Genomic DNA, 15,704 nt, shown 5'->3' on the forward strand with positions numbered 1-15,704 from the left:
GCCGGCGATCCGGCCGCGGAACTGGCCGGTGTGACCGGGCACGCGGCGGCCGCACGCCGGACGGGGGAGGATCGAGAGCATGCGCCTTGATCTTTCGGGGAAGACCGCCCTCGTCACCGGGTCCACGCAAGGGATCGGGAAAGCCATCGCGGCCGGGCTCGCCGCGGCCGGGGCCCGGGTCGGAGTCAACGGGCGGTCGGCCGAGTCGGTCGAGCGGGCGATCGGTGAGCTCGGGCCGGGGGACTTCGTGGCGGTGCCGGCCGATGTCGCGACCGAGGCGGGGGCGGCGGCCGCGCTGGAAAGGCTGCCCGCGGTCGACATTCTCGTCAACAACCTCGGGATCTTCGGGGCGCAGCCGGCGCTGGAGATCAGCGACGACGAGTGGCGGCGGTATTTCGAGGTCAACGTGCTGGCGGCGGTGCGGCTCACGCGGGCCTGTCTGCCGGGCATGCGCGACCGGGGGTGGGGCCGCATCCAGTACATCGCCAGCGACTCGGCGGTGGTCACGCCGGCCGAGATGATCCACTACGGGATGACGAAGACGGCGCTGCTGGGGGTGTCGCGCGGGTTCGCCAAGGAGGCCGCGGGGTCGGGGGTGACCGTCAACAGCGTGATCGCCGGGCCTACGCACACCGGGGGCGTCGAGGACTTCGTACGGCAGCTGGTCGGAGTTGACCTTGATTGGGATGCGGCGCAGCGGGAGTTCATGCGCAAGCACCGGCCGCAGTCGCTGCTGCAGCGCCTGATCGAGCCCGAGGAGATCGCCAACATGGTGGTCTACCTGGCGTCGCCGCTCGCGTCGGCCACCACCGGCGGGGCGCTGCGGGTCGACGGCGGGTACGTGGACGCCATTCTTCCGTAGGCAAATCCGAAAGTCGGCCGCGGCAACGCCGATGCACCCGGTATGACTCTCGCGGAGGATCGCTGGTTCGCCACCGGTCACAGCACCCTGCCGGATCCGGCCGCGGCGGGAGCGGCCGCCGCCGACGCCGCGATCGCCGGGCGGGCGCCGGTGGTCGTGTTCGTGTTCTGCTCGGTCGGCTATCACGTGCCGGCGATGCTGGACGCCGTGCGCGCCCGGGTCGCCGCCGACACGGTGATCGTCGGGGCGACCACGTCGGGGCAGATGGCGTCCGGCGAGGTGAGCGGGGACGGCGTGGCGGTGGTCGCGCTGGGCGGTTCCGGTTTCCAGGTTCGTACGCGGGTGGCGCGCGACGTCACCGAGCACCCGCGGGACGGCGGGGCCGCGATCGGCGCCTGCCTCGACGAGGTGGATCGGCCGCACCGCGCGCTGCTGATGGTCTGCGACGGGCTGACCGGCAACCAGCACGAGATCATCCGGGGCGCGTTCTCGGTGGTCGGCGCCTCGGCGCCGCTGGTCGGTGGCTGCGCCGGCGACCATCTCACGTACGTGCGCACCTATCAGTTCCACGGCGGCCGGGACGGCGTGGAGATCCTCACCGACGCCGCGATCGGCATCGCGCTCGGCTCGGACCGGCCGCTCAGCGTCGGCATCGCGCACGGCTGGCGCAAGACCGGGGACGCGATGGTGGTGACCAGCAGCCGCGACGGGCGGGTCTTCGAGCTCGACGGCGAGCCGGCCCTGGACGTCATCCTGCGCCGGCTGGGCCTCGACGAGTCGGTCCTCGACGACGAGAAGACGTTCCGTGAGCTGCTCTTCGAGCACCCGCTCGGCCTGTCGCGGCGCAGCGGCGAGGACATGCGGCTGCTGCACGGCGGTGACCGTACGGACCGCTCGGTGATCTGCCTTGCCGACGTGCCGCAGGGCGCGCTCACCTGGCTCATGGAGAGCGACCACGGCTCGCTGGTCGAGGGCGCCCGGGAGTCGGCGGTGCAGGCGGTCGACGGGCTGGACGGGAAGAAGCCGCTCGGCGTGCTCGCCTTCGACTGCGCGGCCCGGCGGGTGGCGCTCGGCGACCACGGCGTCGATCAGGAGATCGCCGGCATCAGCAAGGAGCTGGGCGACGTCCCGTACGGCGGCTTCTACACCAACGGCGAGATCGCCCGGCTGCGCGGCGCGCTCGGCATGCACCACTTCACGTTGGTCACGCTGGCCCTGGCCTGAGGGGGCATCCGTGAACCACTGGTCGACCCATCAGCTCACGGAGTTCTTCGCGGCGGTCTGCGAGGCCCGCGACGAGCACCTCGCCACCATGGTCGCCATCGAACGCGCCAGCGAGGTGCTGGAGACCGAGGTCGGCGCGGTGCTCACCGGCGACCGTCGGGTTTCGGTGGCCTGGGGCGTACGCGACGACGTGCTCCAGGAGGCGATCGGCGCCGGGCCGGCGGCCACCGTCGAGGTGCCCGGCCTGGACGAGCTGTTCGTGGCCGAGGCCGGCTTCGGCAGCGGCGACCGCGGCCGGCTCATGGTGGCCCGGGCCGGCGAGGCGCTCAGCCCCGAGGAGCGGCAGCTGCTCCAGGCCATGGCGCAGACGCTGGGCCTGGCCCTGACCAACATCCGGCTGCTGCAGGCCGAGCGGCGGGCGCTCGAGTCGCTGCGCGAGGCGCGGCACGACTCGCTGACCGCCCTGCCGACCCGGGTGCTGTTCCTGGAGAAGCTCGAGGAGAAGCTGCGCGAGCCGGCGCCGGCCAGCGTGCTGTTCATCGACCTGGACCGGTTCAAGGCGGTCAACGACAGCCTCGGGCACCGGGCCGGCGACGAGCTGCTCGGCCTGGTGGCCGCCCGCATCCGGCACTGCCTGCGCCCCGAGGACGTCGGCGCCCGGATCGGCGGCGACGAGTTCGCGGTGCTGCTGCACGACACGGCGACGGACGAGGCCGTACCGGTCGCCGAACGCTTCATCGACGCGATCCGCCGCCCGTTCCGCATCTTCGGCCGCGACGTCTTCATCGGCGCCAGCATCGGCGTCGCCACCCACAGCGACGCCGCCCCCGCCGACCCCGGCGACCTGCTCGGCAACGCCGACGTCGCGATGTACAAGGCCAAGACCGAGGGCCCCGGCAAGGTCGTCGTCTTCGCCCCGCACATGCACGCCGAGGCGCTGGCCCGCCTCACCCTGCACACCGACCTCCGGCGCGCCCTGGCCAACCACGAGTTCCGCCTCCAGTACCAGCCGCTGATCCAGCTGGCCGGCGGCGCGATGGCCGGCGTCGAGGCCCTGGTGCGGTGGGACAAGCCCGACGGCGTACGCGCGCTGCCGGCCGAGTTCCTGCCGCTGGCCGAGGAGAACGGCCTGATCATCGACCTCGGCCGCTGGGTACTGCACGCCGCCGGCGAACAGGCCGCGAGGTGGCGCCGCACGATGCCGGCCCTGACCGTGAACGTCAACGTCTCCGGCCGGCAGCTCGCCGACCCCGGTTTCGCCGCCGACGTGCAGGCGATGCTCGCCGACTGCGCCCTGCCGCCGGCCGCCGTGACGCTGGAGCTGACCGAGTCGGTGCTGATGAACGACCCGGCGACGGCCATCTCCCACCTGGCCGACCTGAAGTCCCTCGGCGTCGGCCTGTCCATCGACGACTTCGGCACCGGCTACTCGTCGCTGTCGCTGCTGCAGAGGCTCCCGGTCGACGAGCTGAAGATCGACCAGTCCTTCATGGGCCACGCCTCACCCACGATCGAGGACCTGGCCGTGATCCGCGCGGTCGTCGAGCTGGCCCGCACGCTGCGGCTGCGCACGGTGATCGAGGGCGTCGAGACGCAGGCCCAGCTGACCGCGATGCGCCGGCTGGGGTGCGACCTCGGTCAGGGCTACCACCTGTGCCGGCCCGCCGACCCGGAGAGGCTGCTGCTGGCGGCGGCCGCCTGAGCCGGCTGTCCGCCCTTCGGTCGATCTGTGCCGGAAACGGCATCGGCCGGACGGCGGGCCGCCTTGAATGGGCTGATGATCCGGTCACGTGTCGCAACGCCCGTACTCGTCGTTCTGGCCTCGCTCGCCGCGTGGGGGCCGGTTGGCGGCGGGCCGGCGTTTGCCTCGGCGGATTCACCGCCGGTCGATCCCTTCCGGGAAAGCGTGCTGGTCACCGGGACCGGCGAAGTTTCCGGTGAGCCGGACACGCTCACCGTGGATCTCGCGGTGGAGACCGATGGGTCCACGGTCGGTCTGGCCCTGGACCGCGCCAACGGCGCGGCCACCCGGATGCGCGACGCCCTCGTGCGCGCCGGGGTTGCCCGCGCCGACCTCCAGACGTCGACCGTCACCGTCGGCTCGAAGGTGAACAGCGAACAAGTCATCACCGGCTACACCGTGAGTCAGGGACTCACCGCGAAGATCCGGGACCTGCGGCGCGCCGGGGAGCTCATGTCCGCCGCCACCGCCGCGGGCGGGGACGCCGCGCGGGTCAACGGCGTGTCGTTCGCGATCGAGAACGACGCCGCGCTGCTCACCGAGGCACGTCACGACGCGTTCGCCGATGCGCGGCAGAAGGCCGAACAGTATGCCCACGACGCCGGGCGGCCGCTCGGCCGCGTCCTCAAGGTGAGCGAGACGGGCGCCGGCGCCGGACCGGTGGGACAGTACAGCCCGGTCGCGATGGACTCGCGATTTCCCGTCGAGCCGGGCCGGCAGCGGGTGGCGGTGACCGTCATCGTGGAATGGGCTCTCGACCCGATGCCGTAGCACGTCCCGCCACCGTATTCTCGACTCGCGCCGTGCGCGCCGGGGAAAGGGGCACCATGCGGATCACCGTGCTGGGCGCGGGTTCTTGGGGTACCACGGTCGCGTCCGTTCTCACCCGCCGCGATCACGAATCGCTGATCTGGGCACGCAGCCCGGCCGCGGCGGAGGAGATCAACGCCAAGCACACCAACGAGCGCTATCTCGAAGGCTTTCCGCTGCCGGGCCGGCTTCGGGCCACCGCCGACCTCGCCGAGGCGGCCGCTCATGCCGAGCTGCTCGTCGTCGGCGTGCCGACCGGAGCATTCCGCGACACGCTCGAGCAGGTCGCGCCGAACCTGCACCCGTGGATCCCGGTGGTCAGCCTCAGCAAGGGGCTCGAACGCGACTCGCTGCTGCGGATGACCGAAGTGATCAAGGAAGTGCTGCCGGGACATCCGGCCGCCGCGCTCACCGGGCCCAATCTGGCCAAGGAGATCATGGCGGGCATGGCGGCGGCCACGGTCATCGCGACCGAGGACCTCGCCGTCGCGGCCGAGATACAGCGGGTGTTCCGCCGGGGACTGCTGCGCGTGTACACCAATCACGACGTGATCGGCTGCGAGGTCGGCGGAGCGTTGAAGAACGTCGTCGCGATCGCCACCGGTATCGCTCAAGGCCTGGGTGTCGGTGACAACACCCGGGCCGGGGTGATCTCCCGCGGACTTGCCGAGCTGACCACGCTGGCGGTCGCGATGGGCGGCGAGCCGAACACGCTCGCCGGGCTGGCCGGAATGGGTGACCTGGTGGCGACCTGCGTCAGCCCGTACAGCCGCAACCGGCACGTCGGCGAGCAACTCGGCCGGGGGCGGAGCCTGGACGACATCCTCGCCGAGATGGGGCAGGTCGCCGAGGGAGTCAAGACCGTGCACGCCGCGGTGCGGCTGGCCGACCGGCACGGTCTGGCCATGCCCATCACCCGCACGATCCACCGGGTCGTCACCGGCGACATCACCGCCCAGCGGGCCTATGCCGGCCTGCTGCGCACCCACCCGGCCGGACACGAGTCCGAACCCGGGTGAGGGCCGGTCATGCGGCGGGGTGACATTCTGTTTTCCCGCCGCGGGTCAGCTCAGCCGCGGCAGCGGTAGGCGACCTTCGTGCCGGCCTGGGCGGGCGTCGGATCGACGATGTTGACGGTGGCGGTCTCGGTGGTCGTCCCGACGCCGCTGAACGTCCATTTGAGGGTCAGCGTGGCGGTGCGCTGCCCGCTGCCGACCTGCTCGGTCAGCACGGCGCCGGGCGGCGAGTCCGAGCGGAACCACTGGTAGCGGATCGCGCCGCTCCGACCGTTGGTGCGCACGGTGGCGACCACGTCGACGGTGACGTCGCAGCGGTCTCCGGCCGGGCGGGGCACGGCGACCTTGACGCTCTCCACCTCCAGCGGGCGCAGCCGCTGCCACAGGTACAGACCGACCAGCACGACCAGCACGAGGGTCAGCAGGCTGGAGAGCACCGACACCAGGCGGCGCCACGGCCGGCGCGGGCGGGCGGCCTTGGGGGTGGCCGGCCACTGCGGGGCGGCCACGCGGTTCGGCGGCACGCCGGGCCCGAAGCGCACCTCCCGGTCGGCGCGCGGGGCCGGCGCCGGCGCGCCGAGGCGCATGGTCGGGGCGTTCGCGGCGGCCGGCGGGATGGGCACGGTTCGGCCGGGCGGGCCGGAGCCGAGGTACGCGGTGGGTTCGGGACGGTCGATGGTGGCCCACGGATCGGCGGGCGGCCGCATCGCCCGGTCGTCGAAAGGCTCCTCGGCCGGCCTCGGTGCTGGTCGCACGGCGTGCTCCTAACCTGGGGTACAGGTGCTGGCGAGGGTCACATATTTCGTCGACGCCGACTTGGCCGAGTTGCCGGCGGCGTCGACGGCGACGACCGAGACCGGAATGCGGGTGGCCGACCTCGGTATCGGCAGCGGGCCGAGCGTTCCCTCGAAGACGCCCTGGCCGGCCGAGCTCATCGCGCCGGTCGAGGTGGCGCCGCCCAGGGTGTAGCTGAAGGTGACCTTCAGCGCGGCCGGGCCGCTCCGGTCGTCGGTGACGGTGGCCGCGATGGTGCTCGTCCGCGCGCCGTACTGGCATTTCTCCCCCTCCAGCGCCGACGGGCTCGCGCTGACCGCGCCGACCGAGGGGGCGGTGGTGTCCGGCGGAGTGGCCGGGGAGGTGGTGGCCGGGGAGGTGGTGGCCGGCGAGGTCGGCGTGCGCGTGGTGGTCGTGGTGGTCGGCGCGCCGGTGGGCGAGGTGGATGCGGACGGTCCGGTCGTGGCGACGGGGCCGGCGGCGCCGGTCGTCGCGGTCGTCGTCGACGACGGGGCTGGTGCGGTGGAAGGGGCCGGCGGGGTCGCCGACGTCGGCGGCACGGACGGCGCGGTCGCCGGCGGGTCGGTGGCCGAGGGGGTCTCCTGGCCGCCCGCGAAGGCCGCGTGCTCGTCGGCGGCGTAGTGGTATCCCACCCCGCCGATCAGCAGGGCCGCGACGATGCCGCCGCAGGCCAGCACGGTCCACTTGCGACCGCGGCGGAGGCTGCCGAGGAAGCCGGGCGTGGTGGCGCCGAACGTGGTCGTGGCGAGGCTGGTGGCGCCCCCGGCCCGGTCGGGGAACGGCCACAGCGCGGCGAGCAGGGCGGCCCGGCGCGCCAGATCGCGGAGACCGCGCTCCTCCCAGTCCGCGCCGTACGCCGTGCCGGCCACCCGCTCCAGCACGTCGAGGAAGGCCAGGGCGTGCTGGGGCCGGTCGCCGGGCTGCTTGGCCAGGCCGTGCCGGAGCAGGTCGTGCACCGCGGCCGGGGCCGGATCGGTCGGGATGGGCGCGTTGGCGTGCTGATCGTGCAGGGCGAAGAGGTTCGGTCCGTCGTACGGTGGCTTGCCGGTGAGGCATTCGAAGAAGGTCGCGGTGGCGGCGTAGATGTCGCACGCGGGCGTCGCCGGCCGGCCCGTCCACTGCTCGGGGGCCATGTAGCGAGGCGTGCCGGTGACGACGGTGCCGGTGCCCTCGCCGACCGGCGTGGCGATGCCGAAGTCGGCGAGCTTGCTCTGCCCCTCGCCGGTGACGAGGACGTTCTCCGGCTTGTAGTCCCGGTGCACGACGCCGTGGGTGTGCGCCGCGCCGAGCCCGGCGAGGGAGCCCTTCAGCACCGACAGCGCCGACTCGGGGGTGGTCGGGCCGTGCTCGCGCAGCATCTGCCGCAGCGACACCCCGTTGACCAACTCCATCACGATCGCCGCGCCGCCCGGGGACTCGACGTATTCGTACAGCCGGGAGATGTGCGGGTCGTCGATCTCCCCGAGCAGCCGCGCCTCTCGCCGGAAGGCCGTCCGGAACGAGTCGTCGTCGCCGAGGCCGGGCGCCAGATACTTGATCGCGACCGGGGTGCCGGTCTCGTCGTGGGTGGCGAGCACGACGCTGCCCGAGGCGCCGGCGCCGAGCGGGCGAACAGGCGTGTAGCCGGACAGCTGCCAGCCGCTCATGCCAGGGACTCCACCGGTCGAGGGCGGATGTCTGCCTCCGCCGCGCAGACCATTGTGGTCGCGAAGAGACGACCGGGTATCCACGCAACGGCTGCTTTCGCCGCCCGGACGGGCGACCCCGGGCGAAAGGTCAGCGGAAGGAACCCAGGTACATGCAGTGGTCGGAGTAGCCGCCGCAGGCGCGGGCGGCGCCGGCCGGGGTCAGGTAGCCGTTGCTGCCGAACAGGTAGTCGATCTTGCGCTGGGGAAAGGGCAGGAACGTGGCCAGGGGGTGGTCCCGGGTGTCGTTGGCCTCACCGAACGACTGGTAGAAGCCGTCCAGGTCGGTGCTGTCCGGCGGCAGGTTCAGGTCACCGCCGAAGAGCACGGGGCGGGTCTGCGCGTACGGGGTGATCCAGCGCCGCAGGGCCGCGATCTGGGCTATCCGGTTCTCGCCGTTGTGCGCGGTGTGGGTCGTGACCACGAACAGCGACCGGCCGGCCAGCCGCACGTTGGCGGCGAGCAGCACCCGCCCCTCGGTCTGGGACCGGTCGGGGCTCGGCATGCGATGGGCGTACCGGGAAAGGATCGTCCCCCGCGCGAGGACCGCGACGCCGAACGCCTCGCCGTGCTTTTTATCGTCATTGTCGCACTTGCCCCCGACGGACGCCGTCCCGAACGCGGCCGTGTAGCCGTACGGCGCGAGCCGGGCCCGGATGCCGAGGAACTGGGAATAGCACAGCTCCTGGAGCAGCACGATCTGGGCGTTCAGGTTGCGGGTCTGGTACGCGATGTTCGCCGAGGTCATCGCCACCTCGCCGTACCGGCAGACGTTCCCGCACACGTTGAAGGTCAGCGCCCGCAGCACCGGCCGGGACGCCTGCCCGGGAGCGGCGCCGGAGAGCGCGGCCAGGACGGCGGCGAGCAGCAGCGTGAGGACCAGCCGGATTCGCATGCCGAACCAGTCGGCCGCGGTCCCGGGCGAGCGCAGGCAAAGCCGGTCGCAGCCCGGTAGTTACCTGGTTCGGGCCGGCCTGTGACCTGGGACGGACGGCCGGGGCCTGATGGTCCTGGCCGTCCGGCCACCTCGGTAAGGTCGGCCCATGACTGAGCCGAGTGAGCTGGTGCGCCGACTACGCCGGGCGGCGATCGCCGACGTGCTGGACGACGCGACCAACCGCTCGATGTACGCCTCCGACGCCTCCCTCTACCGGGTGGTCCCGCAGGCGATCGTCCGTCCCCGCCACGACGACGACGTGCTCGCCACGCTGGCCGTCGCGCGCGAGCTCGGCGTCCCGGTCACCGCCCGCGGCGCCGGCACCTCGGTGGCCGGCAACGCGATCGGCCCCGGCGTCATCCTCGACTTCAGCCGATACATGAACAAGGTCCTCGAGGTCGACCCCTCGTCAAGAACCGCGCGCGTGCAGGCCGGCACCGTGCAGGCCGTCCTCCAGGCCGCCGCCAAGCCGCACGGCCTGCGCTTCGGCCCCGACCCGTCGACGCACACCCGCTGCACGATCGGCGGCATGATCGGCAACAACTCCTGCGGGTCGCGCACGCTCGGCTACGGCCGCACCTCCGACAACGTGGCCGGCCTGAGCGCGCTGACCATCGACGGCGAGCGGCTGATCACCGACGGGTCGAGCATCCAGGGCGCCGACAAGATCGTCGCCGACCTCCGAGACGTGGTCAACGCGGACCTCAAAACCGGCCGCACCGAGTTCGCCCGCTTCGGCCGCCAGGTCTCCGGCTACGCGGTCGAGCACCTGCTCCCCGAGCGCGGCTTCAACCTCACCGAGTTCCTGGTCGGCAGCGAGGGCACCCTGGCCGTGATCACCCAGGCGACGGTGAAGCTGGTCGCAGATCCGAAATATCGGATTCTTGTCGTGCTCGGCTACCCCGACTTCGGCACGGCGGGCGACGCGGTGCCCGGCATTCTCGAGTTCAAGCCCACCGCCTGCGAGGGCCTGGACGAGCGCATCTGCGACATCGTGCGCAGCCGGCGCGGTCCCGGCGCGGTGCCGCCCCTGCCCGGCGGGCACGCCTGGCTGATGGTGGAGATCGCCGGTGACGACCTCGGCGAGGCGCGCGCCCAGTCCGAAAAGCTCGCGGCGTCGTCCGGCGCGTTGGACACGTTGATCGTTGAAGACATGACAAAAGCCGCGCCGCTCTGGCGGATCCGGGAGGACGGCGCGGGTCTGGCCGGCCGGGCGCCCTCCGGCCTTCCCGCCCACGGCGGCTGGGAGGACGCGGCGGTCCCGCCCGCGAAGATCGGGGCCTATCTGCGGGACTTCGACGCACTCTGCGCGCGGCATCAGCTCTCCGTCATGCCGTACGGCCATCTGGGCGACGGCTGCGTGCACGTACGCCTGGACTTCCCCCTCGACAAGCCCGGCGGCCCGGCCAAGTTCCGCGCCTTCCTCGAGGATGCGGCCGATCTCGTGGTCGGCTACGGCGGCTCGCTGTCGGGGGAGCACGGCGACGGCCGCGCCCGCAGCGAGCTGCTCACCCGGATGTACTCGCCGGCCGCGATCGACCTGTTCCGCAAGATCAAGCACACCTTCGACCCGGCCGGCCTGCTCAACCCCGGCAACCTCGTCGACCCCGACCCGGTCGACGCGAACATCCGGGTCGCCCAGGCCCGTCCGGTCACCACCGGGCTCGCGCTGGCCTACCACGCCGATCACGGCGACTTCAACCAGGCCGTGCACCGCTGCACCGGGGTCGGCAAGTGCCGTGCCGACACCAGCGTGCTCGGCGGCGTGATGTGCCCGTCCTACCTTGCGACCAAGGACGAGAAGGACTCGACCCGGGGGCGCGCGCGGGTATTGCAGGAGATGCTCGACGGCGACCTGGCCCCGGGCTGGCGCGCGGACGCCGTACACGATGCGCTCGATCTTTGTTTGTCCTGCAAGGGATGCGCGAGCGACTGCCCGACCGGGATCGACATGGCGGCCTACAAGGCCGAGGTGCTGCACCAGAGCTACAAGCGGCGGGTACGGCCGAGGTCGCACTACTCGCTCGGCTGGCTCCCGCGCTGGTCCCGCCTGGCCGCGAGGATGCCGCGCCTGGCCAATCGGATGACCACTTTGCCCGGTCTGCGGGGCGTCGCCCTGGCCCTCGCCGGCGTCGACGCCCGGCGCGGCATTCCCAAGTTCGCAAACAAGACATTTCGGGCTCAGTTTGCGCGGCAGGAGAAGAATGCGGGCAAGCCCGTCGTCCTCTTCGTCGACAGCTTCACCGACCACTTCTCGCCCGAGATCGCCGAGGCGGCCGTCGAGGTGCTCACCGACGCCGGCTACGCCCCGCGGATCACGGCGCGCGAAGGCTGCTGCGGCCTGACCTGGATCTCGACCGGGCAGCTCGACGCGGCCAAGCGCATCCTCGGCCGGACCGTCGACCAGCTCGCCGAGGCGGCCGAGAGCGGCGTCCCGATCGTCGGGCTCGAGCCGTCCTGCACCGGCGTGCTGCGCGGCGACCTGCCCGAGCTGCTCGACACCGAGGCGGCCCGGAAGGTCAGCGCGGCCACCGTCACGATCGCGGAGCTGCTCGCCCGTACGCCCGATTGGAACCCGCCCTCGTTGGACGGCCTGAAGGTGATCGCCCAGCCGCACTGCCACCACCACGCCGTGATGGGCTGGGAGGCCGACGCCAAGCTGCTCAAGCGCGCCGGCGCGGAAGTGGTGCGGCTCGGCGGCTGCTGCGGGCTGGCCGGCAACTTCGGCGTCGAGCGCGGCCACTACGAGGTGTCGGTACAGGTCGCCGAGCAGCAGTTGCTGCCGGCCCTGCGGACGGCCGGCGAGGGCGACGTCTTCCTGGCCGACGGCTTCTCCTGCCGCACCCAGGCCGACGACCTCGCCGGCGTTCCCGGCAAACATCTGGTGGAGTTGCTGGCCATGAAACTGAGAAGCTGAGCGCCATGCGCATACTGCTCGTCGAGGACGACCGCCGGGTCAGCGCGGTCATGACCTCGATGCTGCAGCGCCGGGGGTACGAGGTGGAGCATGCCGCCACCGCCACGGCGGCGCTCGCCGCGGCGCCCTGCGACCTCGTGCTGCTCGACCTCAACCTGCCCGACGGCGACGGCGTCGACGTGTGCCGGCAGTTGCGGGCGCGCAGCGAGCACCTGGGAATCATCGCCGTCACCGCCCGCGGCGAGGAGCGCGACCGGGTCACCGGCCTGCGCGGCGGCGCCGACGACTACGTGGTCAAGCCGTTCTCGATGGCCGAGCTCCAGGCCCGCATCGAGGCCCTGCTGCGCCGCACGGTCCGGCAGGCGCCGCCGCGCGAGGTGGTCGAGGCCGGCCCGCTGCGCCTCGACCTGGCCGCCCGCACGGTGCAGGTGGACGGCGCGCCGATCGTGCTGACCCGCAAGGAGTTCGACGTGCTGGCCTCGCTCGCCCGGCAGCCCGGCGTCGCCCTCTCCCGCGAGCGCATCCTGCTCGACGTCTGGCAGACCACCTGGTCGGGCAAGCACACGCTCGAGGTGCACGTGGCGTCCCTGCGCGCCAAGCTGGGCCGGCCCGAGCTGGTGGAGACCGTCCGGGGCGTCGGATACCGTCTGCGCGCATAGGAGGTCCTGGTGCGCAACCGGCTCGTCGGCACGTACGTGTTGCTGCTCTGCATGGTCCTGCTGGCGCTCGAGCTGCCGCTCGCCTTCTCGCTCACCACCCGCGAGACCGAGCGGGTCGAGGCCGACCGGCTCGCCGACGCCACCCGCTTCGCCTCGCTGGCCGCGCCCGCCCTGCGCAGCGGCGAGCTCGCGTCGCTGCGGGACGAGTTGCGCCGCTACACCGAGCTCTACGGCATCGCGACCATGGTCGTCGACCAGGACCAGCGGGTGCTCAGCGACTTCGGCCCGCCGGTGCGCGACGCCGGGCTCGCCATCCGCGCCGCGCTCGCCGGTCGCCAGGTCGGCACCCCCGAGATGCTCTGGCCGTGGCAGGCGCGCCCGCTGATCGTCGCCGTCCCGGTCAGCGACGGCGGCGCCGTGCTCGGCATCGTGCTGACCGCCTCGCCGACCGGGCACAGCCGCCGGGTGGTCACGCTGAGCTGGTCGGTGCTCGGCCTCGGCGGCCTGCTCGCGGTGGCCGCCTGCCTGGTCACCGCCCACCGGCTGGCCGGCTGGGTGCTGCGCCCGGTGACCCGCCTCGACGCGGCCGCGCACGAGATCGCGGCCGGCGACAGCGCCGCCCGGGTGCAGCCCGGCCTCGGCCCGCCCGAGCTGCGCCGGCTGTCGGCGAGCTTCAACGAGATGGCCGACGCGGTCGCCGAGTCCCTGGAACGGCAGCGCTCGTTCGTCGCCCACGCCAGCCACCAGCTGCGCAACCCGCTCACCGTGCTGCGCCTGCGCATGGAGGACCTCGGCGGCGACCTGGCCGACCCGCAGTCGCGCGCCGACCACGAGATCGCGCTGGCCGAGACCGACCGGCTGGCCGACGTGCTGGACGGCTTGCTCGCCCTGGCCCGGGCCGAGCGCGGTCAGCATCACGTCGTGCCGATCGACGCGGCCGCGGTCGCCGTGGACAGAGCTTCAGCGTGGCAGCCGCTCGCCACGCGCAACGGCATTGTTCTGAGCGCCTCGTCGTCCGCCGAGTTGCCGGCCTGCGCCGTGCCGACCGCGCTCGACCAGTCGCTGGACGCCCTGATCGACAACGCCCTGAAGTTCACGCCGGCGGGCGGGCGGGTCGAGGTGGCGGCCGCGCCGGCGGAGGGCGGCGTTCTCGTTTCGGTACGCGATTCCGGCCCCGGCATGACCGAGGAGCAGTGCCGCCGCGCGACCGAGCGGTTCTGGCGCGCCCCCGACGCCCAGAACGTCGACGGCGCCGGTCTCGGCCTGTCCATCGTGAACGTCCTGATCGACGCGTCGGGCGGCCGCTTCACGCTGGAGGCCGCCCCCGACGGCGGCCTCGACGCCCGGATCTGGCTGCCGGCCGCGCCGTCGTCCTAGACGCTCGCGTATGGAACAGGGCGTCTGCCGCATGGATCATCTCATCGCCCTGCGGTGACATGGAGTCATGACTCGTACCTGGGATGTCCTCGCCGCCTCCGCCACCGTCGGGAGCGGCCTGCTCGCCGGCGTGTTCTTCGCGTTCTCCGCCTTCGTCATGAGCGGCCTGCACCGGTTGCCCGCACCGGCCGGCGCCGCCGCGATGCGCTCGCTCAACGTCACCGCCCAGCGCCCGCCCCTGATGATCGCCCTCTTCGGCGTCTCGGCGCTGTGCGTAGCGGTGATCGTCCGGGCGCTGGCCACCTGGGCGCTCCCCGGCGCCGGCTGGCTGCTGACCGGCGCGATCCTGACCATCGTCGGGGCGCTCGGCGTCACCATCGCGGTCAACGTCCCGCTGAACGACCGCCTGGAAGCGGGCACGGTCACGTGGTCGCGTTTCCTGGCCGCCTGGGACCCGGCCAACCACGCCCGCACGATCCTCTGCCTGGCCGGCTGCGCCGTCCTGCTGATCGGCCTGCTCCGCCGCGGCTGACGGCCGCGTGCCCCCTCCGGCACGCGGCCGCCCCGCCGATCAGCTCCGCAGGAACGATCTGACCGCGGTGAGCGTGACCGTGTCGGTGAGGTAGCCGATGTGGGTCTGGCACGCCACGTAGTTGTTGGTCGCGCCGCTGAGCACCGTGCTCGTGTAGGGGATGATGATGCCGTCGCAGGGGGAGTACCACGTTCCGTAGCGGGTGCTGCCCGGGGTCTCGTCGCCGGCGCTCAGCGTGGCGATGAACGACGAGCCGGGATACATCTGCTGGCAGGTGACGTAGATCAGGCAGGCGCCCGCGTACGTGGTGCCGTGGTTGGCGCCGGCGATCGACGCCAGGTGCCGCACGTACTGGGCGCCGCCGAGCTGCTTGAGATACCAGAGGCTGACCAGGCCGCCCATCGAGTGGTTGACGATGTCGACCTGGGTCGCGCCGGTGCGGGCCCGCACCTGGTTGACGTAGGTGGCCAGCCCCTGGGCATTGCTGATGTTGTTGCCGTACGAGTTGTACTCGTACGCGAACAGCTCGCTGCTCGCATAGCCGCCGGCGCGGAACACCGCCATCGCGGTGGTCCAGTTCGAGGCGCTGCCGGTGTAACCGTGCACGAAGATCACCGGAGTGCCGGGCGCGGCGGCCGCGGGCGGGGCCGGGCTGAGCGCGAGCGCGGCCAGCACGATGGTGAGGAGGACGACGAGACGACGCATGAAACCTCCAAGGCGTTCGGGGTCTCTGCATCGTCAGTGCACAAATGTGGCTCGCGCATCGGCGAAATCACCGGCGGTCGTCTTCTTATATATTGGCGAGCTGTAGCGATGGTGCGACGGTGGGGAGTGAGACGAGTGGCCGAGATCGGGCTTGCGGAGGCGATCCGCGCGTTGCGCGCCGAGCTGGCGGAGTCGATGGTGGATGCCGAGGGGCAGCCGGTGAAGTTCCGGCTCGGCACCGTGGACATCGACTTCCAGGTCGCGATCGCGGAGGGCCTCGAGGGCCAGGCCGGCGTCAAGTTCTGGGTGCTCAACGCCGGGATGAAGGCGACCGACTCGTCGACCACCACGCACACGGTCAAGGTGCAGCTGCACCCGGCGACGGCCGACGGCGGCGAGGTCTGGACCGGGGATCGGGTGACCGAGATCCCGAACTGACCGGGC

14 protein-coding genes are annotated in these 15,704 nt (G+C 72.6%); 10 read left to right on the forward strand and 4 right to left on the reverse strand.

The features are described 5' to 3' along the window. Window positions 1-79: 79 nt before the first annotated feature. The 5 genes from ACZ6TB_RS31815 to ACZ6TB_RS31835 all read left to right on the forward strand — a co-directional run bounded on the left by ACZ6TB_RS31815 (window position 80) and on the right by ACZ6TB_RS31835 (window position 5,656). Window positions 80-862: an SDR family NAD(P)-dependent oxidoreductase gene (locus ACZ6TB_RS31815; RefSeq protein WP_465560443.1), complete on the forward strand. Its 783-nt coding sequence runs from the start codon at window positions 80-82 to the stop codon at window positions 860-862. A gap of 42 nt (window positions 863-904) precedes the next feature. Continuing rightward, on the forward strand, window positions 905-2,086 hold the full coding sequence (locus ACZ6TB_RS31820) for an FIST signal transduction protein (protein WP_465560446.1): 1,182 nt from the start codon (window positions 905-907) through the stop codon (window positions 2,084-2,086). A 10-nt stretch (window positions 2,087-2,096) separates the two neighbouring features. Beyond that, the gene (locus ACZ6TB_RS31825) at window positions 2,097-3,788 is read left to right on the forward strand and encodes a putative bifunctional diguanylate cyclase/phosphodiesterase (protein WP_465560449.1); all 1,692 of its coding nucleotides are present in this window, start codon (window positions 2,097-2,099) and stop codon (window positions 3,786-3,788) included. A gap of 75 nt (window positions 3,789-3,863) precedes the next feature. After that, a complete protein-coding gene (locus ACZ6TB_RS31830; protein WP_465560452.1) occupies window positions 3,864-4,598 on the forward strand; it encodes an SIMPL domain-containing protein in 735 nt (244 codons plus the stop codon). A gap of 56 nt (window positions 4,599-4,654) precedes the next feature. After that, window positions 4,655-5,656 (forward strand): NAD(P)H-dependent glycerol-3-phosphate dehydrogenase, encoded by a 1,002-nt coding sequence (locus ACZ6TB_RS31835; RefSeq protein ID WP_465560454.1) that lies wholly within the window; start codon window positions 4,655-4,657, stop codon window positions 5,654-5,656. Window positions 5,657-5,706: 50 nt separating this feature from the next. Here the strand turns inward: ACZ6TB_RS31835 and ACZ6TB_RS31840 are convergent, their stop codons facing one another. The 3 genes from ACZ6TB_RS31840 to ACZ6TB_RS31850 all read right to left on the reverse strand — a co-directional run bounded on the left by ACZ6TB_RS31840 (window position 5,707) and on the right by ACZ6TB_RS31850 (window position 9,028). Continuing rightward, window positions 5,707-6,408 (reverse strand): hypothetical protein, encoded by a 702-nt coding sequence (locus ACZ6TB_RS31840; RefSeq protein ID WP_465560456.1) that lies wholly within the window; start codon window positions 6,406-6,408, stop codon window positions 5,707-5,709. A 9-nt stretch (window positions 6,409-6,417) separates the two neighbouring features. Continuing rightward, window positions 6,418-8,094 carry a serine/threonine-protein kinase gene (locus ACZ6TB_RS31845; protein ID WP_465560459.1) on the reverse strand — a complete coding sequence of 559 codons (1,677 nt, stop codon included), beginning with the start codon at window positions 8,092-8,094 and terminating at the stop codon, window positions 6,418-6,420. A gap of 130 nt (window positions 8,095-8,224) precedes the next feature. Next, window positions 8,225-9,028, reverse strand: coding sequence for an endonuclease/exonuclease/phosphatase family protein (locus ACZ6TB_RS31850; protein WP_465560462.1), 804 nt, complete (start codon window positions 9,026-9,028; stop codon window positions 8,225-8,227). Between the two features lie 148 nt (window positions 9,029-9,176). On the opposite strand from ACZ6TB_RS31850, the gene ACZ6TB_RS31855 reads away from it, so the two are divergent. The 4 genes from ACZ6TB_RS31855 to ACZ6TB_RS31870 all read left to right on the forward strand — a co-directional run bounded on the left by ACZ6TB_RS31855 (window position 9,177) and on the right by ACZ6TB_RS31870 (window position 14,555). Next, complete coding sequence (locus ACZ6TB_RS31855) at window positions 9,177-11,987, forward strand: FAD-binding and (Fe-S)-binding domain-containing protein (protein WP_465560465.1); 2,811 nt, start codon at window positions 9,177-9,179, stop codon at window positions 11,985-11,987. A 5-nt stretch (window positions 11,988-11,992) separates the two neighbouring features. Then, window positions 11,993-12,646, forward strand: coding sequence for a response regulator transcription factor (locus tag ACZ6TB_RS31860; protein ID WP_465560468.1), 654 nt, complete (start codon window positions 11,993-11,995; stop codon window positions 12,644-12,646). 9 nt (window positions 12,647-12,655) lie between these two features. After that, window positions 12,656-14,023, forward strand: a complete 1,368-nt coding sequence (locus tag ACZ6TB_RS31865) for a sensor histidine kinase (RefSeq protein ID WP_465560471.1) — start codon at window positions 12,656-12,658, stop codon at window positions 14,021-14,023. Between the two features lie 67 nt (window positions 14,024-14,090). Next, window positions 14,091-14,555 carry an anthrone oxygenase family protein gene (locus ACZ6TB_RS31870; protein WP_465560474.1) on the forward strand — a complete coding sequence of 155 codons (465 nt, stop codon included), beginning with the start codon at window positions 14,091-14,093 and terminating at the stop codon, window positions 14,553-14,555. A 39-nt stretch (window positions 14,556-14,594) separates the two neighbouring features. Here ACZ6TB_RS31870 and ACZ6TB_RS31875 read toward each other — a convergent pair whose 3' ends face one another. Continuing rightward, a complete protein-coding gene (locus ACZ6TB_RS31875) occupies window positions 14,595-15,260 on the reverse strand; it encodes an esterase/lipase family protein (RefSeq protein WP_465560476.1) in 666 nt (221 codons plus the stop codon). A gap of 126 nt (window positions 15,261-15,386) precedes the next feature. On the opposite strand from ACZ6TB_RS31875, the gene ACZ6TB_RS31880 reads away from it, so the two are divergent. Beyond that, complete coding sequence (locus ACZ6TB_RS31880) at window positions 15,387-15,698, forward strand: trypco2 family protein (RefSeq protein ID WP_465560479.1); 312 nt, start codon at window positions 15,387-15,389, stop codon at window positions 15,696-15,698. Window positions 15,699-15,704: the final 6 nt, after the last annotated feature.

This window comes from Actinoplanes sp. NPDC051537 (assembly GCF_055586105.1).